This window comes from Aeromicrobium sp. NPDC092404 (assembly GCF_040684095.1).
In the GTDB taxonomy this organism is placed as follows: domain Bacteria; phylum Actinomycetota; class Actinomycetes; order Propionibacteriales; family Nocardioidaceae; genus Aeromicrobium.
The window spans coordinates 1,547,767-1,569,161 of sequence record NZ_JBFBFI010000001.1 but is presented as its reverse complement, the minus strand read 5'-3'; the positions used below and the strand labels follow the sequence as shown (position 1 = coordinate 1,569,161).

The following is a 21,395-nucleotide window of genomic DNA, read 5'->3' as shown; positions in this document are numbered from 1 at the left end:
GAGGTGACCGGGGTACGCACGCTCGCCGAGCGTCTCCTGTCCGAAGCGACCCAGCAGCTCGAGGCCGCCGGGGTCGGCTCTCCGCGGCACGACGCGGAGACGCTGCTCAGCCACGTCACCGGCGTGCCGCGCGCGGCGCTGATCAGCCTGGCCAAGCCGAACGCCCTCCAGCGCAAGACGTTCCTCGAGCTCGTCGACGCGCGGGCCCGGCGCTTCCCCCTGCAGCACCTGACCGGCTCCACCGGCTTCCGCTACGTCGACGTCGAGGTCGGTCCGGGGGTCTTCGTCCCGCGACCGGAGACCGAGGTGCTCGCCGGCTGGGCGATCGACCAGGCCAAGGCTCTCTCGGACCCTGTGGTCGTCGAGCTCTGTGCCGGCGCCGGTGCCATCGCGCTGTCGGTCGTGCACGAGGTGCCGGGCGCGGCGGTGCACGCCGTCGAGCTCGACGAAAAGGCGTACGAGTGGGCGCAGCGCAACCTCGCCGGCACCGGCGTCGACCTGCGGCTCGGCGACATGGCCGATGCGTTCGGCGACCTCGACGGCACGGTCGACGTCGTCGTGGCCAACCCGCCCTACATCCCGCTCGACGCGTGGGAGAGCGTCGCGCCGGAGGCCCGCGACCACGACCCCGCCCTCGCCCTGTGGTCCGGCGACGACGGGCTGGATGCGATGCGCGTGGTCGAGCAGGTCGCGTGGCGGTTGCTCAAGGCCGGTGGCGTGGTCGGTGCCGAGCACGCCGACGTGCAGGGCGACTCGGCGCCCGAGGTGTTCCGCCCTCGTTGGGACCAGGTCCGGGACAACCACGACCTCGCGGAGCGGCCCCGCTACGTCACCGCCGCGAAGCCACGCGGATAGGCTCTCACCATCATGGGCGGCGAAGAACTGGCACTGATCGGTGCTGCCATCGCCGTAGGGATCGGGGCAGCGCTGCTGCCGGTCTTCGTCAACGCCGAGGTCTACGTCGTGACGATGGGCGCCACGGTCGACAGCAAGCCGTTCCTCGCGGTCCTGATCCTCATCCACGTCATCGCCACGACGATCGGCAAGGCCTTCGTCTTCCAGCTGGCGCGGCGGGGCACCAACAAGATCCGGATGGTGACCCCCAAGCCGCCCCGCAACCGGGTCATGGCGGTCTCGCGAAGCCTGGGGCATCGTCTCGCCCGGACCCGGCTCGCCAAGGGGATCAAGAAGGTCAGCGACTGGCTGCTCTCGCTGCTCGACCGGCCCTACTCCGGCGGCCTGACGGCGTTCATGTCCTCGCTCATCGGTGTCCCTCCGCTGGCGATCGTCACGATCCTGGCGGGCGCGTCCAAGCAGCCGCAGTGGCTGTTCCTCACCATGGTGTTCACCGGGCGACTGCTGCAGTTCCTCGCGATCGCGTTCCTGCTCCACGAGGTCTCGTGGTTCTAGAGGCCCGCAACAGGCCGAGCAGAGTGACCATGGGCGAAGGGCCATGGGCAAGCGAGCGCCAGCGAGCTGCACCTAGGATGACCGGGTGAAGTTCGACTGCAGCGTGGACGAGGAGTTCGACCGCGGCCTCTTGGCGGCGCAGGCAGCCCTCGAGGAGGGCAGGCTCGTCGTGCTCCCCACCGACACGGTCTACGGCATCGCCGCGGACGCGTTCAACCCCCGGGCCGTCCAGAATCTCCTCGACGCCAAGGGTCGCGGTCGGCAGATGCCACCTCCGGTGCTCGTCGGCGCCCCCACGACCTTGGACGCCCTGGCGACCGACATCCCCTCGTGGCTGCGCTCGACCGTCGAGGCGCTCTGGCCCGGACCGCTCACCGTCATCTGCCGGCAGCAGCCGTCCCTGACGTGGGACCTGGGCGAGACCCACAACACCGTCGCCGTACGCATGCCGGCCGACCAGCGCGCGCTGGCGCTGCTCAAGCAGACCGGACCGCTCGCCGTCAGCAGCGCCAACACGACGGGCGACCCGGCGGCCACGACGGTCGACGAGGCCGAGGACATGCTGGACGGCCGTGTCGCGGTCTACCTGGACGGTGGACCCAGCACCTCGGGTGTGCCGTCGACGATCCTGGACGCCACCGGAGCGACCCCCCGCATCCTGCGCGCGGGCTCGATCACGCTCGAGCAGCTGCACGCCTTCAACAACACGATCGAGCCGCCGGACGAGCCCACGGCATGAGGGAGTACCTCGTCGTCTTCGGCATCGCCCTCGGGGTGACCTATCTGCTCGCATCGATCGCACGCATGCTGGCCTACCGGTTCGGGGCCGTGGCTCGCGTCCGGGACCGTGACGTGCACGCGATCCCGACTCCCTACTTCGGTGGACCGGCGATGCTGGGCGGCCTGGTCGCGGCCTATCTGGTCGCCACGAACCTGCCGTTCCTCTCGATGGCCGACGACGGGGTCTTCAAGGACGCGCGGGCCGTGCTGCTCGGTGGCGTCGTGGTCTGCATCGTCGGGATCGTCGACGACCTCTACGAGCTCGACGCCCTCAGCAAGTTCGCCGGGCAGGTGCTGGCCGGCGTCATCGTCGTCGCGCAGGGCGTGCAGTTCGTCTACCTCCCGCTCTACGGCAACTACATCGGCCTCGACCAGGCGCAGGCGCTGATCTTCACGGTCGTGCTGATCGTCGGCACGGCCAACGCCGTCAACTTCGTGGACGGGCTCGACGGACTCGCCGCGGGCATGGTGGCGATCGGAGCCGTGGCGTTCTTCGCGTACGCGTTCGTGCTCGCGGTCGAGAACGGCGAGACCCGCGCGATCGCCGCGGCGCTGCTGACCGCGGCACTCGCGGGCGCGTGCATCGGCATCCTGCCGCACAACTTCTTCCCGGCCCGGATGTTCATCGGCGACTCCGGCTCGATGCTGATCGGGTTCGTGCTGGCGTGCTCGTCCATCAGCCTCACGGGCCAGTTCCCGGCGACCAGCATCTCCGAGGGCATCGGGGGAGCGCAGAACAGCTTCCTTCCGGCGCTGCTGCCACTGATCCTGCCGTTCGCGATCCTCGTCGTGCCGTTCGTCGACCTGGCGCTGGCGGTCGTCCGCCGCACCCGGGCCGGCCGGTCGCCGTTCAGCCCCGACAAGATGCACATCCACCACCGGCTGCTCGAGATCGGTCACTCGCACCGCCGAGCCGTGCTGCTGATGTACGCCTTCGCGGGCCTCGTCGCGTTCGGCAGCGTCGTCATCAGCCTGTTCAGCGGGTGGCAGTCGATCGCCGGGTTCGCCACCCTCACCGTCATCACGATCGCAGCGGTGTTCCTGCTGCCCAAGCTCGAAGAGAAGGTCTGGTCATGATCGAGTCAAGAGGAGTCCCGGCGCGCGTCGCTGCTGTGGTGGTCGTCGTCAGCGTGGCGATCGCCGTGGCGGTCGCCGCGATCGGCTTCGGCGCCGAGGCGGGCCGGGGTGCCGCGGTCGGCGGTCTCGTTGGGGCGGTGTTCGTCGCGACCGGACCGTGGATCCTCGAGCCGCTGATCCGGAGCAACCCCAGTGCTGCGCTGCCCGCCGCCATGGTCCTGTTCATCGGCAAGGGCATGGTGGTCGTCGCGGTGCTCCTGCTGCTCGCTCGGTCCGATTCCGCGCAGGACTGGCTCAGCGTCCGGGCCGTGGCCTTGTCGATGCTGGCCGTCGTGCTGGTCGCGCTGAACCTGCAGCTGGTCGACTTCCGCAACCGTCGTGTGCCCACGTATGACCTGGGTGACAACGACTGAGGTATCCCTGATAGCCTCGGCACTGCGAGGACGACCCCCGTTTTTCCGGGCTGGGACCATTCGCACGACAATGACGCTGGCCGTATGCCTTCCGACTTCTGGTCGAGGGCGACCACGCCATGACAATGAAGGTGTGACCGAGTGACACTCGCCTTGACCACGCTGGTTACCGCTGACGGACCGCCGAGCCCGGGTCCTGCAGATTTCGAGCTTCCCGCGGTGTTCCACATCGGTGAGCTCGGCGTCACCAAGCCGATGCTGCTGGTCGTCCTGGGCGCCGTGCTGGCCTTCACGTTCGCCTACTTCGCCGCGCGTCCCGCGGCCGTGGTGCCCGGACGTCTGCAGTTCGCCGGCGAGCTCACGTACGGATTCGTCCGCAACTCGATCGCGCGGGAGAACATCGGCGAGCAGTACAAGAAGTTCGTGCCCTACCTCTTCGCGGTGTTCCTGTTCGTCCTGGTCAACAACTTCTACGGCGTCATCCCCTTCTTCCAGTTCCCGTCGATGTCGCGCATCGGCTATCCGATCGCCATCGCGGTCATGACGTGGTTGATCTACAACACCGTCGGCGTCATGAAGCACGGGCCCATCGGCTACCTGAAGCACGAGACGGTGCCCGCCGGTGTGCCCGGCTGGATCCTGCCGCTGATCGTCCCCTTGGAGTTCTTGTCGAACATCCTCGTGCGCCCGGTCACCCTCGCGCTGCGACTCTTCGCCACGATGTTCGCCGGTCACCTGCTGCTGGTGCTGTTCTCGCTCGGCGCGGACTACCTGATCACGCAGTACTCACCGACCGCCCTCGGCATCACCGTCGGCATCTTCTCCGGCCTGCTCGGCATCCTGGTGAGCTTCCTCGACATGCTGATCATGTTCCTGCAGGCCTACATGATCACGCTGCTGTCGGCGATGTACATCGGCGAAGCCGTCGCCGACCACCACTAGGCAACACCCTCGAACCAGATAGTCATCTCACCTGATGCATCCGGCATCACAACGAAAGGAAATGCCGTGGAAGGCACTCTGAACATGATCGGCCTCGGCCTCGCCGCGCTCGGTCCTGGTATCGGCGTTGGTCTGATCTTCGCTGCGTTCATCACCGGCACCGCGCGTCAGCCCGAGGCTGAGGGCAAGCTGCGCACCAACGCGCTGATCGGCTTCGCCCTGTGTGAGCAGTTCTTCATCATCTCACTCGCGCTCGCCTTCGCCCTCTAGCTTCGAGGAGAGGTCACACTCATGATCGCGACTTCCATTCTGGCCGCGGCCGAGGAAGGGCACGAGGAAGAGATCAACCCCCTCGTCCCGCACCTGCCCGAGATCATCCTCGGTCTGGTCGTGCTCGTCCTCCTGGTCGGGCTCATCGCCAAGTTCGTCATGCCCGCGTTCGAGAAGGCGTATGCCGAGCGCACCGCTGCGATCGAGGGCGGCATCGAGGAGGCCCAGGCAGCCCAGAAGGAAGCCAAGGCCGCACTCGACCAGTACACCGAGCAGCTCGCCGGAGCCCGTCACGAGGCTGCAGCGATCCGTGAGGAGGCCAAGGAGCAGGGCGCGCAGATCATCGCTGAGCTCCGTGCCCAGGCGCAGGCCGAGGCCGAGCGCATCACCTCGACGGCGCACGCGCAGGTCGAGGCCGAGCGTGCCCAGGTGCTGGCCCAGCTCAAGGGTGAGGTCGGCTCGATGGCGACCCAGCTGGCCGGACGCATCGTGGGCGAGTCCCTCGATGACGACGAGCGCCAGAAGCGCACGGTCGAGCGGTTCATCGCCGAGCTCGAGGAGTCGGCCAACTGATGCGAGGCATTTCAGCGAAGTCCCTGGTCGACGTCCTCGCCGCAGTCGATGCGGCGAAGGGCGGCGCCGGTGACCTCGGAGCCGAGCTGTTCGGCGTCGTCTCGACGTTGGACGGCGCTCCTGCGTTTCGCCGCGTGCTGACCGACCCGTCCACCGAGGCCGACGCCAAGGTGGGGCTCGCCGAGCAGGTCTTCGGTGGCCAGGTCAGCGCGGACACCTTGGCCGTGCTCAAGGCCGCCGTCAGCGGACGCTGGGCGTCGATGCGCGACCTGACCGACGGCCTTGAGACCGCGGGCGTCGCCGCCCAGGTCGCCGCCGCCGACGCGGCCGGTGAGCTCGACGCGCTGGAGACCGAGCTGTTCGAGGTCGAGCGGATCGTGCGCTCGGACGCCGACCTGCGTCAGGTCGTGTCCGACCGAGGCGTCTCCGGCGAGGCCAAGAGCACGCTGCTGGCCACCCTGCTCGAGGGCAAGGTCACCGGATCCACGCTCGCACTGGCGACCCAGGCCGCCGCCGCGCGCACCGGGTCGTTCGAGAAGGTCCTGTCGAGCTTCGGCGACACCGTCGCCGCCCGCCGCAGCCGGCTCCTGGCCGAGGTGCGGGTGGCGTACGAGCTGGGTGACGCGGAGAAGACCCGTCTCGCCAAGGCTCTCGCCAAGAAGTACGGACGCGACGTCCACCTCAACATCGTCGTCGATCCCTCGGTCGTCGGAGGCATCGCTGTCTCCGTCGGTGACGAGGTCGTCGACGGCACCATGTCCACTCGCCTCGAAGTCGCCCGCCGGCGTCTTGCAGGCTAGATCACACACCGAACAAGAAGGCAGGCACACACATGGCGGAACTCACGATCCGTCCGGACGAGATCCGCGACGCATTGCAGAAGTTCGTGGCCGACTACAAGCCCAGCGCTGCTGCGACCGAAGAGGTCGGCGTCGTCGCCGAGGCCGGTGACGGCATCGCGCGCGTCGAGGGACTGCCCTCGGCCATGGCCAACGAGCTGCTCGAGTTCGAGGACGGCACGCTGGGCCTCGCGCTCAACCTCGACGTCCGTGAGATCGGTGTCGTCATCCTGGGTGAGTTCTCCGGCATCGAGGAGGGACAGACCGTACGCCGCACCGGTGAGGTGCTCTCGGTCCCCGTTGGCGACAACTACCTCGGCCGCGTCGTCGACCCGCTCGGCAACCCGATCGACGGCCTCGGCGACATCGAGACCAGCGACCGTCGCGCCCTGGAGCTGCAGGCCCCCAACGTCATGCAGCGCAAGAGCGTGCACGAGCCCATGATGACCGGCCTCAAGTCGATCGACTCGCTGACGCCCATCGGCCGCGGCCAGCGCCAGCTCATCATCGGTGACCGCCAGACCGGCAAGACCGCGATCGCGATCGACACGATCATCAACCAGAAGGAGTTCTGGGCGTCGGGCGATCCCGAGAAGCAGGTGCGCTGCATCTACGTCGGCATCGGCCAGAAGGGCTCGACCATCGCGGGCATCCGCGGTGCGCTCGAGGAGGCCGGCGCGCTCGAGTACACCACGATCGTCGCGGCCCCCGCGTCCGACTCGGCGGGCTTCAAGTACCTCGCGCCCTACACCGGCTCGGCCATCGGCCAGCACTGGATGTACGAGGGCAAGCACGTCCTCATCGTGTTCGACGACCTGTCCAAGCAGGCCGAGGCCTACCGTGCCGTGTCGCTGCTGCTGCGTCGCCCGCCGGGCCGCGAGGCCTACCCCGGCGACGTGTTCTACCTGCACTCGCGGCTCCTCGAGCGTTGCGCCAAGCTCAGCGACGACCTGGGTGCCGGCTCGATGACCGGCCTGCCGATCGTCGAGACCAAGGCCAACGACGTCTCGGCCTACATCCCGACCAACGTCATCTCGATCACCGACGGCCAGATCTTCCTGCAGTCCGATCTGTTCAACGCCAACCAGCGTCCCGCCGTCGACGTCGGCATCTCGGTGTCGCGCGTCGGTGGTGCCGCGATGCAGAAGTCGATGAAGGCCGTCACCGGCTCGCTCAAGGTCGAGCTCGCCCAGTACCGCGCCATGGAGGCGTTCGCGATGTTCGCGTCCGACCTCGACGCGGCGTCCAAGCAACAGCTCGCCCGTGGTCAGCGCATCATGGAGCTGTTCAAGCAGGGCCAGTACGCGCCGTTCCCGGTCGAGCACCAGGTCGTGTCGATCTGGGCCGCCACGACGGGCAAGCTCGATCCCGTGCCGGTCGAGGACGTCAGCCGCTTCGAGACCGAGTTCCTCGACTACCTCAAGCGCTCGCACGAGGGCATCTTGTCGGCCATCCGTGAGTCCGGGAAGTTCGAGGACGACAACGAGCAGGCGCTCGAGGGCGCCTACACCTCGTTCCTCGAGCAGTTCGAGACCGGGGACGGCAGCCAGGTCAGCATCAAGGCCGGTCACGAGGAGCACGAGGCGCTGGACGACGAGGACGTCGACCAGGAGCAGATCGTCAAGCAGAAGCGGGGCTGACGATGGCAGCTTCGGTACGCGAGCTACGCGCGAAGATCAGGTCGACCCAGGCGACCAAGAAGATCACGCGCGCCATGGAGCTGATCGCTGCGTCGCGCATCATCAAGGCGCAGCAGAAGGCGGCGGCGGCAGCGCCGTACGCCCGTGAGCTCACGCGCGCCGTCTCGGCCGTCGCGACGTTCTCCAACGTCGACCACCCGCTGACGACCGAGAAGGACGAGCCCTCCAAGGCGGCCGTCCTGATCATCGCCAGCGACCGCGGCCTGGCCGGGGCGTACTCGTCCTCGGTGCTCAAGGAGGCCGAACGCCTCGTCGAGAAGCTGCACGGCGAGGGCAAGGACGTCGATCTCTACCTGACGGGCCGCAAGGCGGAGGCCTACTACAACTTCCGCAACCGCGACTTCGTCAGCTCGTGGACGGGGTTCTCGGACAAGCCCGAGTACTCCGATGCACGCGAGATCGGCAACGCGCTCGTCCGGGTCTTCAACATCGACCCGGACGCCCCTCAGGACGCCGACGACGACATCGACCCGGCCTTGGCCGTCGACGAGCTCCACGTGGTGTTCACGCGGTTCAAGTCGATGCTGTCGCAGGAGCCCGAGGTGATCCGCCTGCTTCCGCTGGAGGTCGTCGAGGGCACCGAGGCGCCCGAGGACCACGACGTCCTGCCGCTCTACGAGTTCGAGCCGTCAGCACACGACGTGCTCGACGCACTGCTGCCGAAGTACATCCACAGTCGGATCTACTACTGCCTGCTGCAGGCCTCCGCGTCGGAGCTTGCCGCTCGGCAGAAGGCCATGAAGTCCGCGACGGACAACGCCGAGGACCTGATCCAGAAGTACACCCGGACCGCCAACCAGGCCCGCCAGGCGGGTATTACCCAGGAAATCAGCGAGATCGTCGGAGGCGCCAACGCGCTTGCCGATGCCACCGCTGGGAGTGAGTGAGAGAGATGCCTACCGCCAAGAAGACCGCAGACACCACGACGTCCGACCAGTCGGACGAGACCCTGGCCACCGGTCGGGTTGCGCGCGTCATCGGCCCGGTGCTCGACATCGAGTTCCCGAGCGACGCGATCCCCGAGATGTACAACGCGCTGAAGGTCGACACCGAGCTGGACGGCGTCAAGGAGACGCTGACCCTCGAGGTCGCCCTGCACATCGGCGACGGGCTGGTCCGCGCGATCAGCCTGCGGCCGACCGACGGCATCGTCCGCGGCGCGACCGTCATCAACACCGGTGAGCCCATCACGGTCCCGGTCGGTGACCAGACGCTGGGCAAGGTGTTCAACACCACCGGCGACGTCATGAACCTCAAGGAGGGCGAGAAGTGGGAGGTCAAGGAGCGCCGTGGCATCCACGCCAAGGCTCCTGCCTTCGACCAGCTCGAGTCCAAGACCGAGATGTTCCAGACCGGCATCAAGGTCATCGACCTCCTGACGCCGTACGTGCTCGGCGGCAAGATCGGCCTGTTCGGTGGTGCCGGTGTCGGCAAAACCGTGCTGATCCAGGAGATGATCGCCCGTGTGGCCCGCGACCACGGTGGTGTGTCGGTGTTCGCCGGCGTCGGCGAGCGCACGCGTGAGGGCAACGACCTGATCGCCGAGATGGAGGAGGCCGGCGTCCTCGGACAGACCGCCCTCGTCTTCGGCCAGATGGACGAGCCGCCGGGAGCGCGTCTTCGCGTCGCCCTGTCGGCCCTGACGATGGCCGAGTACTTCCGCGACGTCCAGAACCAGGACGTGCTGCTGTTCATCGACAACATCTTCCGCTTCACGCAGGCCGGTTCCGAGGTCTCAACGCTGCTCGGCCGCATGCCGTCCGCCGTGGGCTACCAGCCGACGCTGGCCGACGAGATGGGCGTGCTGCAGGAGCGCATCACGTCGACCCGTGGTCACTCGATCACCTCGCTGCAGGCGATCTACGTGCCGGCCGATGACTACACCGACCCGGCCCCGGCCACGACGTTCGCCCACCTCGACGCGACGACCGAGCTCAACCGTGAGATCGCGTCGATGGGCATCTACCCGGCGGTGGACCCGCTGACGTCGACCTCGCGCATCCTCGACCCGCGGTACATCAGCGCCGAGCACTACCGCACGGCCAACCGGGTCAAGAGCATCCTGCAGCGCAACAAGGAGCTGCAGGACATCATCGCGATCCTCGGTGTCGACGAGCTCAGCGAGGAGGACAAGACGCTCGTGTCCCGCGCGCGTCGCATCCAGCGCTTCCTCTCCCAGAACACCTACGTGGCCAAGCAGTTCACCGGCATCGAGGGCTCGACCGTCTCCATCGACGAGACGATCGACGGCTTCACCAAGATCTGCGACGGTGACTACGACCACGTGGCTGAGCAGGCCTTCTTCATGTGCGGCGGTCTCGAAGACGTCGACAAGAAGTGGGAAGAAATCCAGAAGAGCCTCTGATGGCCGACCTGTTGCAGATCGAGCTCGTCGCCGCCGACCGCGTCGTGTGGTCGGGGGAGGCGAGCCAGGTGACCGCCCGTACGGTCGAGGGAGACCTCGGCGTCCTGTCCGGTCACGCGCCGCTGCTGTCGCTGCTCGTGCCGGGCGTCGTCGAGATCCGTCCGGCCGACGGCGAGGTCGTGCGTGCGGCGGTGGCCGAGGGATTCCTCTCGGTTGCCGACAACCACGTGTCTATCCTGAGTGAGGACGCGTTCCTCGCCTCGGAGATCGATGCGAGCGCGACGCGGTCCGAGCTGGAGGCCGCCCAGTCCGAGGGCGACCAGGACGCGGTCCTGCGGGCCGAGGCCAAGCTGCGCCTCATCGACAAGGCGTCCTGACGAACGGAGGGAGTTCCTGATGCCACTGTGGATGTGGTTGGTGGACTCCCTGGTGTTCGTCGTCGCCCTGTTGCTGCTGCTGGTCGTCGGGCTGCTCGTGCGCCGTCGCTTCCTGGCGCGCTCGGGTGGCACGTTCGAGATGAGCGTCAACCGGTCGGCCGAGGCGCAGGCCAAGGGATGGATGCTGGGGCTCGCGGTCTACAAGGACACCGAGCTCGAGTGGTTCCGCACGTTCTCGCTGTCCCCACGCCCGACCTTCCGGTTCACCCGCGGGGACGTGCAGATCGACGGGCGGCGTGAGCCGGTCGGCCACGAGGTGCACGCCATCCACGCGGGGCATCTCATCGTCGCGACCGAGAACGCCGCCGGGGTGCGGCAGTTCGCGATGAGCGCCAACGCGCTGACCGGTCTGCTGTCCTGGCTGGAGTCGTCACCTCCGGGTCAACGGGTCAACAACGTGCTCTGAGGCGGTCGTACAGGTTCGCCGTTCCGGTTGACGGGCCCGCGTGAGCCGGGGAGAATCGTCGGAAGCGAAGCGGATCCCCGTTTCCCCAGGGAGCAGGTGCATCATGGTCAAGCGTCTAATCGCCTCAGCATTCGTCTCGGTGCTCACGGTCGTGGGCGTCGCGTCCACGGCTGATGCGGCACCGAAAGGCGGCAACGGTCACGTCGTCAGTCACGCCATCGACTGGGACTGATCCTCAGGAGCAGCGCGAGAGGCATCCACCGGTTGGTGGGTGCCTTTTTCGCGCGCCCGGGATGCTCCTAGCGTTCCCCGCCCGGGACCCACAGGACGTCCCCGGTCTCCCGATTGGCGTACCGGCCGAGGATGAAGAGCAGGTCGCTGAGCCGGTTGAGGTACTTGGCGGTCAGCACGTTCATCGTGTCCCCGTGCGCCTCGATCGCTGCCCACGCGGACCGCTCGGCCCGGCGCGTGACGGTGCAGGCGACGTGCACGGCGGCGGCCGCGGGCGTGCCCCCGCGCAGGATGAACGACCGCAGCTTGGGCAGCTCGTCGTTGTAGTGGTCGCACCAGCCCTCGAGCCGGTCGATGTAGTCCGGCTCGACGCGCAGCGGCGGGTACTCGGGATCGTCGACGACCGGGCACGACAGGTCCGCGCCGACGTCGAACAGGTCGTTCTGGACGTGCGTGAGCACCGCGACGACGTCGTCGTCGAGGGTCCCGAGGGAGATCGCGAAGCCGAGGTGGCTGTTGGCCTCGTCGACGTCGGCGTAGGCGGCCAGGCGCAGGTCGAGCTTGCTGGTCTTGCTCATGTCGCCCAGGTTGGTGGTGCCGTCGTCGCCGGTCCGGGTGTATATCCGCGTCAGGTTGACCATGGCCGCAGTCTACGAGTGTGAGCAGGAACGCTCCCTCGAGGCAGTGACCGCGAAGGTTACGGGAAGGTAACCTGACGCTCATGCCTGACAAGCCATGGGTGATGCGTACGTATGCCGGCCACAGCTCGGCGGCGGAGTCCAATGCGCTCTACCGTCGCAACCTGTCGAAGGGGCAGACCGGTCTCTCGGTGGCCTTCGACCTGCCGACCCAGACCGGCTACGACCCGGACCACGAGCTGAGCAGGGGAGAGGTCGGCAAGGTCGGCGTCCCCATCCCGCACCTCGGTGCGATGCGTCAGCTGTTCCACGACATCCCGCTCGACGAGATGAACACCTCGATGACGATCAACGCCACGGCGATGTGGCTGCTCGCGATGTACCAGGTCGCGGCCGAGGAGCAGGGCGTCGAGCCCGCCGCGCTGTCGGGCACGACGCAGAACGACATCATCAAGGAGTATCTGTCCCGCGGCACGTACGTCTTCGGGCCCGCGCCCTCGCTGCGGCTGACGACCGACATGATCGCCTACACGGTGGGCACCATCCCCAAGTGGAACCCGCTCAACATCTGCAGCTATCACCTGCAGGAGGCCGGTGCGACACCGACGCAGGAGCTCGCGTACGCCTTGACGACCGCGATCGCCGTTCTGGACGCCGTGCGCGACTCCGGCCAGGTGCCGGAGGACGAGTTTGAGAACGTCGTCGGCCGCATCTCGTTCTTCGTCAACGCCGGTGTCCGGTTCATCGAGGAGACCTGCAAGATGCGGGCCTTCGGGCGCCTGTGGGACGAGATCACGCGCGAGCGCTACGGCGTGCAGAACCCCAAGATGCGGCGATTCCGCTACGGCGTGCAGGTCAACTCCCTCGGCCTGACCGAGGCGCAGCCCGAGAACAACGTGCAGCGCATCGTCCTGGAGATGCTCGGCGTGACGCTCAGCAAGGACGCCCGTGCCCGCGCCGTGCAGCTGCCGGCCTGGAACGAGGCGCTCGGCCTGCCGCGGCCGTGGGACCAGCAGTGGTCGCTTCGCCTCCAGCAGGTGCTGGCGTTCGAGTCCGACCTCCTGGAGTACGACGACATCTTCGAGGGCTCGGTCGTGATCGAGGCCAAGGTCACCGAGCTGATCGAGGGCGCCAAGGCCGAGATGGACCGGGTCCAGGCGATGGGCGGCGCCGTGGCGGCCGTCGAGTCCGGCTACATGAAGCAGGCGATGGTCGCGTCGCACTCGGAGCGCCGGGCGCGCATCGAGGCCGGCGAGATGAAGGTCGTGGGCGTCAACTCCTACACCGAGACCGAGCCGTCACCGCTCACGGCGGACCTCGACACCGCGATCATGACGGCCGACCCCGAGGCGGAGGCCAACGCGATCGCCGACGTCACGGCGTGGCGCGAGCAGCGTGACCAGGGCGCCGTCGACGAGGCGCTCGACCGCCTGCGGCGCGAGGCCAAGACCGACACCAACCTGATGGCGGCGACGCTCGAGGCCGTACGCGCCGGGGCGACCGTCGGCGAGTGGGCCGGTGCCCTGCGTGAGGTGTTCGGCGAGTACCGCGCGCCCACCGGCGTCAGCGGCATCGGCAGCATCGCCGAGGCCGGCGCAGAGCTGTCAGCCGTACGCGACAAGGTCCGGCGCACGGGTGAGGAGCTCGGCACTCGGCTGCGCTTCCTCGTCGGCAAGCCGGGGCTCGACGGGCACTCCAACGGTGCCGAGCAGATCGCCGTGCGTGCCCGCGACGCCGGCTTCGAGGTCGTCTACCAAGGCATCCGCCTGACGCCGGCGCAGATCGTCGCCGCAGCCGTCGCCGAGGACGTGCACTGCGTCGGGCTGTCGATCCTGTCCGGATCGCACATGGAGCTCGTGCCCGACGTCCAGAAGGCCATGGCGGAGGCCGGGATCGGTGACGTGCCGTTGATCGTCGGCGGCATCATCCCCGAGTCCGACGCCCGCAGGATGGAGGCCGCCGGCGTCGCCGCGGTGTTCACGCCCAAGGACTTCGGCATGACGACGATCATGGACCGCATCGTCGACGAGATCCGCAAGGCCAACGACCTGTCCTGACCGCGCAGCCCCCGCTCGCGGCTAGTTCAGGACGCGGAAGTCCGAGGGCAGGCCGCCGCCGGCGACGATGTCGGTCGTCAGGTCCTGCAGGGCCATGAGGGCCACCGACTGGCTGAACGGGCCGTACGACACGCGGGCGACCCCGAGCTCCTCCATGCGGGCCAGCGGTACCGAGCCGGGGGCGCCGATCAGCGTCAGCTTCTGCGGTCCCCAGGCGTCGACGAAGGCCTTGATGTCGTCCTCCGACACCTTGCCCGGCACGAAGACGACGGGAGCGCCCGCGGCGAGATAGGCGCGCCCGCGCTCGATCGCGTCGGCCAGCACCTCGTCGTGGGGCTTGTCGCCGGCCTTGAGGAATGCGTCCGTCCGGGCGTTGAGCACGAAGTCGATGCCCTCTTGCTGCGCCGCGTCGAGCACAGCCTCGACCGCGCTGACCGCTTCGTCGAGCGGCTTGAGCTGGTCCTCGAGGTTGCAGCCCACGACGCCCACGCCGATGGCCCGGAGCGTCGTCTCGCGGGGGTTGCCGTAGCCGGCCTCGAGGTCTGCCGTGACGGGCAGGTCGGTGGCGGCGACGATGCCGCCGACAGCCTCGATCATGAGCTCGACGGGGATGTTCTCCCCGTCCTCGTAGCCGTAGGCAGCGGCGATCGAGTGGCTGGCGGTGGCGAGTGCGGTGACGCCTTCCACCTCCGAGACGACGCGGGCGCTGATGGCGTCCCACACGTTGACGACCTTGAGGAGCGCGGGGTCGGTGTGGAGGGCGAGGAGGGTCTGGGCCTGTGTGGCGAGTTCGGTCATGACGACCACCGTACGGCCCAGCCCTTCCGGGCGTCCGACCACGGGATGACTTTGGCCAGCCACACCTTCGTGGTTCCCGCCGGGCGGTTGCCCTAGGCTCGGATCACCGCTCAGGCGGCGATCTTGTCGCTGGTCTTCTGCTTCTTCTTCTTGACCTTGACGAGCTTGCGCTTCTTGACGGTGTAGCCCTCCGGAAGCGTGCCCTTCTTCATCATCTTGATGGGACACCGTCTGCAGGCAGGCTTGCTGCTGCAGCACTTCTTCTTGGGTGTCGGTGGCACAGACGTAGGATACCAGCGTGAGGTGAGGCTCGCCTAAGGCGAGAGAACGGAAGTGGGGACACATGGCAGCACCAGCATTCGTGGCAAAGCTCAACGAGCAGCTCGGCTACGAGTTCGGCGCGCACCAGCAGTACGTCGCGATCGCGGCCTACTACGACTCGCTGACGATGCCCCAGATGGCCGCGTTGTTCTACCAGCAGGCCGTCGAGGAGCGGGACCACGCGATGATGATGATCCAGTACCTCCTCGACGCCGACGAGACCCCGGTGATCCCGGCGCTCGAGGCGCCCAAGGTCGACTTCGCCGACGTCGTCGAGCCGGTCACCGCGGCGCTCGCGCAGGAGAAGCGGGTCACCGACCAGATCAACGAGCTGACCCGCATCGCCCGCGAGAACCATGACTACGCGTCCGACCAGTTCATGCAGTGGTTCATCAAGGAGCAGGTCGAAGAGGTCTCCAAGATGAGCGACCTGCTGGCCGTCGTCACCCGCTCCAAGGACGACTACGAGCGCATCGAGGACTGGGTCGCCCGCGAGGACAAGAGTGCCGGTGGCGACCCGACCGCACCTCCCATCGCCGGTGCGTAGAGCCCTCGTCCTCTGCTGCGTCGTCCTCGTGGCGGCGCTCTCGGCCTGCGGCAAGGATGCCGACAACGGCTCCGCGCCCTCGTCCGACGGCACGGCCTTGACGATCACGGTCGTGGCCGACGAGGGCGCCGCACCCCGCACGTACGAGCTGGAGTGCGACCCCGCAGGGGGCGACCACCCGCAGCCGGCCGAGGCGTGCTCCGCGCTGGCCAAGGCCGGTGCCGAGGTCTTCGAGCCGGTCGGCGAGGGCCAGGCGTGCACCGACATCTTCGGCGGCCCCCAGACCGCGACGGTCACCGGGACGTTCGAGGGCGACGAGGTCGACGCGGAGTTCAGCCGTGCCGACGGCTGCGAGATCGACCGCTGGGAACAGCTCGGCACCACGTTCTTCGACGTGCCGCTCCAGTGAGCCCTAGAACAGCCTCAGCGAGGGGTCGTCGATGCCGCGCAGCTCGTCGTAGTTGACGACGACGCACTCGATGCCGCGATCGGCCGCCAGGACGCGAGCCTGTGGCTTGATCTCCTGCGCCGCGAAGATGCCGCGCACCGGACGCAGGGCGGGGTCGCGGTTCATCAGCTCGAGGTAGCGGGTCAGCTGCTCGACGCCGTCGATGTCGCCGCGCCGCTTGATCTCGACCGCGACGGAGCTGTTGGCGCCGTCCTTGCAGAGGAGGTCGACCGGGCCGATCGCGGTCATGTACTCCCGGCGCACGAGGCTCATGCCGGGGCCGAGCGCCGTGGTGTGCTCGGCGAGCAGCTCCTGCAGGTGCTTCTCGACGCCGTCCTTCTGCAGGCCGGGATCGACGCCGAGGTCGTGCGCGGAGTCGTGCAGGACCTCCTCGATGCGGATGCGCAGGGTGTCGTCGGTCTTGCCGGCCGTGACGGTCCACTCCGTCACGCCGTCGTCGGCGAGACCTTCGCGCAAGGTGCACGGGGGACTCATCCAGTTCAGGGGCTTGTAGGAGCCGCCGTCGGAGTGGATCAGCACCGAGCCGTCGTTCTTGACCATGATGAGGCGGGTGGCCAAGGGCAGGTGGGCGGCGAGCCGGCCGGCGTAGTCGACCTGGCACCGCGCGATGACAAGGCGCACGCGCTACTTCCTGGTGAGGGTGCCGAGCTTGAACACGAGGGTCTCGCCCTCGATCGTGCCCGTGTCGGTGTTGCCGTCGCCGCCCTCGAGGGAGACGGTCGTGCCGTCGACGGTGTAGGTGCCGACCCGGAAGTCGGTGACGCCCTGGTAGTCCTCGGCGTACGTCCCGTCCTCGTGGAAGTGCACCGTCCAGTCGGCCTCGGTGTCCTGCCAGTCGCCGACGATGCCGGCAGCCGCGTCGTCCGTGGGTTCCGAGGTCGGCGCAGATGGACTGCTGGTGGTCTCGCTGGCCGAGGTCGTCGGCTCGTCGGCCGGCTCGTCGCTCGTGCCACACGCGCCGAGCCCTAGCAGAGCAAGGGCCACGATGGCTGTAACCATCGTCATACGTCGATTCATCGTTCTCCCATGGAGCCAACGGCAGGGTCAGGTTAGTCTGACACGACCCGCTTATTACTCAGGAGTAGCCATGCAGGAAATCGTCGACAGACTGGGCTCCAGCGACAAGGCGGCCGACATCGCCCGCACCTTGCTGCTGCCGTACCTGAACCATGCCGCGACGATGTACGAGAGCGGCTACGCGACGCGCGACGACATCGACGCCGCGATGCGCTTCGGCTGCGGCTACCCGATCGGGCCCCTGGCGCTGATCGACGAGCTCGGCCCGCAGACCGTCGCCACCGGCCTGGACAAGCTGTACGTCGAGACCGGCGACGAGCTGCACCAGCCGGTCAGCATCCTGACGCAGATGGCCGCCGACGGCACGACCTTCGCGCAGGCTGTCGGCGAGGACGACGGCGACGCGCCCCAGCTGCGGCACGACATCCAGACCGTCGGTGTCGTCGGCACCGGCACGATGGCCTCGGGCATCGTCGAGGTCTTCGCGAAGTCCGGCTACGACGTCGTCTACGTCGGCCGCAGCGCGGACAAGGTGGACGGGGTGCAGGCCCGCATCACCAAGAGCCTCGACAAGGCCATCTCGCGCGGCAAGCTCGACGAGGACGGCAAGGCGGCCGTGCTCGCCCGGCTCAGCGGATCGACCGAGCGCGAGGCCCTCGCCGGCGCCGACATCATCGTCGAGGCGATCGCCGAGGACCTCGAGGTCAAGCTCGAGCTGTTCCGTGACCTCGACCGGATCGCCAAGCCCGGCGCGATCCTGGCGACCACGACCTCGTCGCTGTCGATCACGGCGTGCGCCGCCGCGACGTCGCGCCCGCAGGACGTCATCGGCATGCACTTCTTCAACCCCGCACCCGTCATGAAGCTCGTCGAGGTCGTCACCGCCGACGAGACGACCCCCGAGGTTGCCGAGACGGTGCGCGCCCTCTGCCTGTCGACCGGCAAGCACCCGGTCTCGTGCGGTGACCGCGCCGGCTTCATCGTCAACGCGCTGCTGTTCCCCTACCTCAACGACGCGGTCAAGCTGCACGAGGCCGACGGCATCCCGCTCACCGAGATCGACGACGCCATGAAGGCAACCAAGCTGCCCATGGGCCCGTTCGAGCTGCTCGACGTCGTCGGCAACGACGTGTCGCTCGCGATCCAGGAGACGCTCGTCAGCACGTTCGGGCACGCTGGCTGGGCGCCGGCACCCACGTTGCAGTCGCTCGTCGCGGACGGAAAGCTGGGTCGCAAGACCGGAGCGGGCTTCCACACGTACTGAGACGCCAAAAGTTACGCGATTCGCGGAAGAGTTCTTTTTCCTGCGACGCCGGTAACTATGGGGTGACGACCTCGTTGCTCTGTCCAGAAGGCCACATGGACAGGAGCACCGATGACCAGCACGTCGTACGTGTTTCTCGCGGCCCGCATGGTGCGCCTCGCCGTGCTCGTGGGCGTCGCAGGCCTGCTCGTCGGCTACGTCGCGGTCTCCTCGTTCTCGAGCCGCTACGGGGCGACACCGATGGTGCTCGACAGCAAGAGCAGCGAGACCGCGCTGTCGGCCGCGATCGCGACGCAGGAGTCGGCCGGCCTGGCGTGCAGCAAGAAGCCGGCCCTGACGGACGTCGTGCTGTTCCAGCGTGACGGCAAGGACACGATCGACGTCCTGACGTTCGACGAGGCGATCAAGGCGTCGAGCGCGCGTGAGGGCTGGATCAGGACCTACTGCACCGTGCCGGTCGCCCCGGCTCCGTAGACTGGGGGCATGTCCCGCCGTCGTGTCGCCCACCGTGCGCACACGCCGCTGCGGGCCACGACGGAGCAGGTCGAGGAGAAGTCCGACGGCTCCTGGTACGTCCGGCAGATCCGCGGCTCCGGTGCCGCCAAGGACTACCGCTGCCCGGGCTGCGCCCAGCTCATCCGCCCCGCGACGCCGCACGTCGTGGCGTGGCCGGTCCAGAAGGCCTTGCTGAGCGAGGCCGCCATCGACGAGCGCCGGCACTGGCACACGGCCTGCTGGGCCAGGAAGCACTGAGGACGACCCATGACCCAGAAGATCCGTGGCAACTCCGTGCTGCCCGCCCGCCGGGAGCAGCTGACCCTGCAGACCGCCGACGGCGTGAGCCTGGTCGGGGAGCTGGCCCTCCCGGAAGACCGTGATCCCGTCGCGACGATGATCTGCCTGCACCCGCTGCCGACGCACGGCGGGATGATGGACAGTCACCTGTTCCGCAAGGCGTCCTACCGGTTGCCGGCGTTGGCCGGCATCGCCGTCCTGCGGTTCAACACCCGGGGCACCTCGAGCGTGCAGGGCACGAGTGGTGGGACGTTCGACAACGCCGTCGCCGAGCGCTTCGACGTGGCCGCCGCGGTCGAGCACGCCGAGTTCGCCGACCTGCCCCACGTGTGGCTCGTGGGCTGGTCGTTCGGCACCGACCTGACCCTGATGTACGGACTGGAGCCCTCGGTCGAGGGGGCCGTGCTGCTGTCACCGCCCCTGCGCAACGCGACCGACGAGCACCTGGCGGCGTGGGCCGAGTCCGGCAAGCCGGTCACGGCCCTGATCCCCGAGCACGACGACTACCTGCAGCCGGCCGAGGCCCGCGATCGGTTCGCCGCGATCCCGCAGGCCGAGATCATCGCGGTCGACGGGGCCAAGCACCTCTGGGTCGGTGACTCCGAACGGGTGCTCGACGAGATCACGCGCAGACTCGCCCCGACCGTCCCGGTGCCGTTGCCCGACACCTGGGACGGTCCGATGGAGCAGGCCGACTCGTCGGCCTACCGCGATCGCACGGTCGCCGCGTTCAAGGACGTCCCGCGCTAGCGGCAGGCTGCTAGCTGCCGGTCTTCTCGTCGACGGTCTCGGCCGCCTCGGTGTCGTCGGCGCCGTCTGCATCGGCTGACGACTCCTGCGCAGGAGCCTGGGGCTGCTCGGCCTCGGCGGCCGGCTTGGCCTCCGCAGGCTTGTCGGCCTTGGGCTCGGGCGAGGCCGGGGCGTCCTTGACCGTCGTCGGCGCGAAGGTCGAGACGATGTCCCTCAGCTGGCCCATCTGCGCCATGATGCCGTCGCGCTTGCGCTGCAGCTCCTCGACCTCGGCCCGCAGGACCCGGGTCTGGCGCTCGGCGTCGGTCGTGGCGCTGACCCGGATGTGCTGGGCCTCGGCGCTCGCGCCGGACACGAGCTGGCCGGCCTCGGCCTTGGCGTTGTCGAGCAGGCGGGCGGCCTCGGCGCTCGCGGCGTCGCGGGCCTTGGCGGCCTGCTCCATGATGTCGCGGGCGCGGTCGTCGGCGGCCTTGGCGCGAGTCTCGGCGTCCTTGACCAGCTTGGCGGTCTGCTCGGTGGCGGACGCGTGGTTCTCGGAGGCCTCGCGGGCGAGCCGCTCCTTCTCGACGGCCAGCACGCGGCGGGCCTCGGTGACCTCGCGGTCGGCGGCGGCACGAGCCTGCTCGACCTCGCGGGTCGCCCCGAGGCGCATGTTCTGGGCGTCCTGCTCGGCCGCGAGCCTGACCTGGGCGGCCTCGCGCTCGGCGTGGGCGCGCAGGTCCTCGGTGTGGGCGATGGCGTCGGCGTGCATGGCCTCCGCGTCCTCGAGCAGCTGCTTGCGCTTCTCCTCCAGCTCGATGACGGCGCGGCCGCGCAGCTCCTCGGCCTCGTGGTTGGCGGTCGCGCGGACGATCGCGGCCTCCTCCTCGGCCTTCTTGACGAGCTCGTCGGCCTCGCGGACGGCGCGGTTGCGGACGTCCTCGGCCTCCTGCTCGGCCAGGCCGAGCAGCTGGGCGGCGTGGTTGCCCAGGCCGGTGTAGGTCGGCTTCTCGACGGCTTCGACCCGGTCCTTGAGCTTCTCGATCAGCTCGCGGAGGTTCTCGTTCTCGGCCTGCACGGACTTGAGGCTGTCGGCGGCCTTCTGGAACTCGGCCGACTGGGTGCGGACCCAGGCGTCGACGGCGTCACTGTCGTATCCACCGCGGCGGGCGAGCGGGAAGGAAGCGTCGCCGGACTTCTCGGCGGCGTCGAAGATGGACAATCCGGACTGGTCGGACATGCTGTTCCCATTCGTGAAAGAGAGGGGTTGTCAGGTGTGGTCCCACCATACCTGCCGCAAAGGGGCACCGACACGGC

Annotated in this window: 28 protein-coding genes; 22 read left to right on the top strand and 6 right to left on the bottom strand. The window is 68.5% G+C overall.

Annotated features, from left to right (window positions below):
* Positions 1-3 precede the first annotated feature (3 nt).
* The 15 genes from prmC (at position 4) to AB0N22_RS07835 (ending at position 11,444) form a co-directional block, all read left to right on the top strand.
* Positions 4-855: a peptide chain release factor N(5)-glutamine methyltransferase gene (prmC, locus tag AB0N22_RS07905; protein ID WP_364637877.1), complete on the top strand. Its 852-nt coding sequence runs from the start codon at positions 4-6 to the stop codon at positions 853-855.
* Positions 856-867: 12 nt separating this feature from the next.
* Complete coding sequence (locus tag AB0N22_RS07900) at positions 868-1,410, top strand: VTT domain-containing protein (protein ID WP_364637875.1); 543 nt, start codon at positions 868-870, stop codon at positions 1,408-1,410.
* Positions 1,411-1,495: 85 nt separating this feature from the next.
* Positions 1,496-2,149 carry an L-threonylcarbamoyladenylate synthase gene (locus tag AB0N22_RS07895; protein WP_364637873.1) on the top strand — a complete coding sequence of 218 codons (654 nt, stop codon included), beginning with the start codon at positions 1,496-1,498 and terminating at the stop codon, positions 2,147-2,149.
* The gene (locus AB0N22_RS07890; RefSeq protein WP_364637871.1) at positions 2,146-3,267 is read left to right on the top strand and encodes an MraY family glycosyltransferase; all 1,122 of its coding nucleotides are present in this window, start codon (positions 2,146-2,148) and stop codon (positions 3,265-3,267) included. Before AB0N22_RS07895 ends, AB0N22_RS07890 begins: the two co-directional genes overlap by 4 nt.
* The gene (locus tag AB0N22_RS07885) at positions 3,264-3,680 is read left to right on the top strand and encodes a hypothetical protein (protein WP_364637869.1); all 417 of its coding nucleotides are present in this window, start codon (positions 3,264-3,266) and stop codon (positions 3,678-3,680) included. Before AB0N22_RS07890 ends, AB0N22_RS07885 begins: the two co-directional genes overlap by 4 nt.
* Positions 3,681-3,821: 141 nt before the next feature.
* On the top strand, positions 3,822-4,622 hold the full coding sequence (gene atpB / locus AB0N22_RS07880) for a F0F1 ATP synthase subunit A (protein ID WP_364637867.1): 801 nt from the start codon (positions 3,822-3,824) through the stop codon (positions 4,620-4,622).
* Between the two features lie 66 nt (positions 4,623-4,688).
* On the top strand, positions 4,689-4,892 hold the full coding sequence (gene atpE / locus AB0N22_RS07875) for an ATP synthase F0 subunit C (protein WP_364637865.1): 204 nt from the start codon (positions 4,689-4,691) through the stop codon (positions 4,890-4,892).
* 21 nt (positions 4,893-4,913) lie between these two features.
* Positions 4,914-5,465: a F0F1 ATP synthase subunit B gene (locus AB0N22_RS07870; protein ID WP_364637863.1), complete on the top strand. Its 552-nt coding sequence runs from the start codon at positions 4,914-4,916 to the stop codon at positions 5,463-5,465.
* The gene (locus tag AB0N22_RS07865) at positions 5,465-6,265 is read left to right on the top strand and encodes a F0F1 ATP synthase subunit delta (RefSeq protein WP_364637861.1); all 801 of its coding nucleotides are present in this window, start codon (positions 5,465-5,467) and stop codon (positions 6,263-6,265) included. Before AB0N22_RS07870 ends, AB0N22_RS07865 begins: the two co-directional genes overlap by 1 nt.
* Before the next feature lie 32 nt (positions 6,266-6,297).
* Positions 6,298-7,944 (top strand): F0F1 ATP synthase subunit alpha, encoded by a 1,647-nt coding sequence (gene atpA, locus AB0N22_RS07860; RefSeq protein WP_364637859.1) that lies wholly within the window; start codon positions 6,298-6,300, stop codon positions 7,942-7,944.
* A 2-nt stretch (positions 7,945-7,946) separates the two neighbouring features.
* Positions 7,947-8,891 carry a F0F1 ATP synthase subunit gamma gene (locus AB0N22_RS07855; protein WP_364637857.1) on the top strand — a complete coding sequence of 315 codons (945 nt, stop codon included), beginning with the start codon at positions 7,947-7,949 and terminating at the stop codon, positions 8,889-8,891.
* A 5-nt stretch (positions 8,892-8,896) separates the two neighbouring features.
* Positions 8,897-10,369, top strand: a complete 1,473-nt coding sequence (gene atpD, locus AB0N22_RS07850) for a F0F1 ATP synthase subunit beta (RefSeq protein ID WP_364637855.1) — start codon at positions 8,897-8,899, stop codon at positions 10,367-10,369.
* Positions 10,369-10,746: a F0F1 ATP synthase subunit epsilon gene (locus tag AB0N22_RS07845; protein WP_364637853.1), complete on the top strand. Its 378-nt coding sequence runs from the start codon at positions 10,369-10,371 to the stop codon at positions 10,744-10,746. Before atpD ends, AB0N22_RS07845 begins: the two co-directional genes overlap by 1 nt.
* Positions 10,747-10,765: 19 nt before the next feature.
* Entirely contained in the window at positions 10,766-11,212 is a 447-nt protein-coding gene (locus AB0N22_RS07840) for a DUF2550 domain-containing protein (protein WP_364637851.1), read from the top strand.
* Between the two features lie 103 nt (positions 11,213-11,315).
* On the top strand, positions 11,316-11,444 hold the full coding sequence (locus AB0N22_RS07835; protein ID WP_364637849.1) for a hypothetical protein: 129 nt from the start codon (positions 11,316-11,318) through the stop codon (positions 11,442-11,444).
* Positions 11,445-11,511: 67 nt separating this feature from the next.
* Here the strand turns inward: AB0N22_RS07835 and AB0N22_RS07830 are convergent, their stop codons facing one another.
* Positions 11,512-12,084, bottom strand: a complete 573-nt coding sequence (locus tag AB0N22_RS07830; protein ID WP_364637847.1) for a cob(I)yrinic acid a,c-diamide adenosyltransferase — start codon at positions 12,082-12,084, stop codon at positions 11,512-11,514.
* Positions 12,085-12,164: 80 nt separating this feature from the next.
* Here AB0N22_RS07830 and AB0N22_RS07825 point away from each other — a divergent pair, with 80 nt between their 5' ends.
* Entirely contained in the window at positions 12,165-14,138 is a 1,974-nt protein-coding gene (locus AB0N22_RS07825) for a protein meaA (RefSeq protein WP_364637845.1), read from the top strand.
* A 21-nt stretch (positions 14,139-14,159) separates the two neighbouring features.
* On the opposite strand, the gene AB0N22_RS07820 is transcribed toward AB0N22_RS07825, so the two are convergent.
* Positions 14,160-14,936: an isocitrate lyase/phosphoenolpyruvate mutase family protein gene (locus AB0N22_RS07820; protein WP_364637843.1), complete on the bottom strand. Its 777-nt coding sequence runs from the start codon at positions 14,934-14,936 to the stop codon at positions 14,160-14,162.
* Positions 14,937-15,046: 110 nt separating this feature from the next.
* Entirely contained in the window at positions 15,047-15,217 is a 171-nt protein-coding gene (locus tag AB0N22_RS07815; RefSeq protein ID WP_364637841.1) for a hypothetical protein, read from the bottom strand.
* 62 nt (positions 15,218-15,279) lie between these two features.
* Here AB0N22_RS07815 and AB0N22_RS07810 point away from each other — a divergent pair, with 62 nt between their 5' ends.
* On the top strand, positions 15,280-15,804 hold the full coding sequence (locus tag AB0N22_RS07810; RefSeq protein WP_364637839.1) for a ferritin: 525 nt from the start codon (positions 15,280-15,282) through the stop codon (positions 15,802-15,804).
* Complete coding sequence (locus AB0N22_RS07805; protein ID WP_364637837.1) at positions 15,797-16,213, top strand: SSI family serine proteinase inhibitor; 417 nt, start codon at positions 15,797-15,799, stop codon at positions 16,211-16,213. Before AB0N22_RS07810 ends, AB0N22_RS07805 begins: the two co-directional genes overlap by 8 nt.
* Before the next feature lie 3 nt (positions 16,214-16,216).
* On the opposite strand, the gene nucS is transcribed toward AB0N22_RS07805, so the two are convergent.
* Complete coding sequence (nucS, locus tag AB0N22_RS07800) at positions 16,217-16,894, bottom strand: endonuclease NucS (RefSeq protein ID WP_364637835.1); 678 nt, start codon at positions 16,892-16,894, stop codon at positions 16,217-16,219.
* A 3-nt stretch (positions 16,895-16,897) separates the two neighbouring features.
* Positions 16,898-17,278, bottom strand: coding sequence for a hypothetical protein (locus AB0N22_RS07795; protein ID WP_364637833.1), 381 nt, complete (start codon positions 17,276-17,278; stop codon positions 16,898-16,900).
* 82 nt (positions 17,279-17,360) lie between these two features.
* On the opposite strand from AB0N22_RS07795, the gene AB0N22_RS07790 reads away from it, so the two are divergent.
* The 4 genes from AB0N22_RS07790 to AB0N22_RS07775 all read left to right on the top strand — a co-directional run bounded on the left by AB0N22_RS07790 (position 17,361) and on the right by AB0N22_RS07775 (position 20,099).
* The gene (locus tag AB0N22_RS07790) at positions 17,361-18,554 is read left to right on the top strand and encodes a 3-hydroxyacyl-CoA dehydrogenase NAD-binding domain-containing protein (protein ID WP_364637831.1); all 1,194 of its coding nucleotides are present in this window, start codon (positions 17,361-17,363) and stop codon (positions 18,552-18,554) included.
* Positions 18,555-18,665: 111 nt separating this feature from the next.
* Positions 18,666-19,028 carry a hypothetical protein gene (locus AB0N22_RS07785; RefSeq protein ID WP_364637829.1) on the top strand — a complete coding sequence of 121 codons (363 nt, stop codon included), beginning with the start codon at positions 18,666-18,668 and terminating at the stop codon, positions 19,026-19,028.
* A 9-nt stretch (positions 19,029-19,037) separates the two neighbouring features.
* The gene (locus AB0N22_RS07780; protein WP_364637827.1) at positions 19,038-19,307 is read left to right on the top strand and encodes a hypothetical protein; all 270 of its coding nucleotides are present in this window, start codon (positions 19,038-19,040) and stop codon (positions 19,305-19,307) included.
* A 9-nt stretch (positions 19,308-19,316) separates the two neighbouring features.
* Positions 19,317-20,099 carry an alpha/beta hydrolase gene (locus AB0N22_RS07775; protein ID WP_364637825.1) on the top strand — a complete coding sequence of 261 codons (783 nt, stop codon included), beginning with the start codon at positions 19,317-19,319 and terminating at the stop codon, positions 20,097-20,099.
* 10 nt (positions 20,100-20,109) lie between these two features.
* Here AB0N22_RS07775 and AB0N22_RS07770 read toward each other — a convergent pair whose 3' ends face one another.
* Positions 20,110-21,318 carry a DivIVA domain-containing protein gene (locus AB0N22_RS07770; RefSeq protein WP_364637823.1) on the bottom strand — a complete coding sequence of 403 codons (1,209 nt, stop codon included), beginning with the start codon at positions 21,316-21,318 and terminating at the stop codon, positions 20,110-20,112.
* Positions 21,319-21,395: the final 77 nt, after the last annotated feature.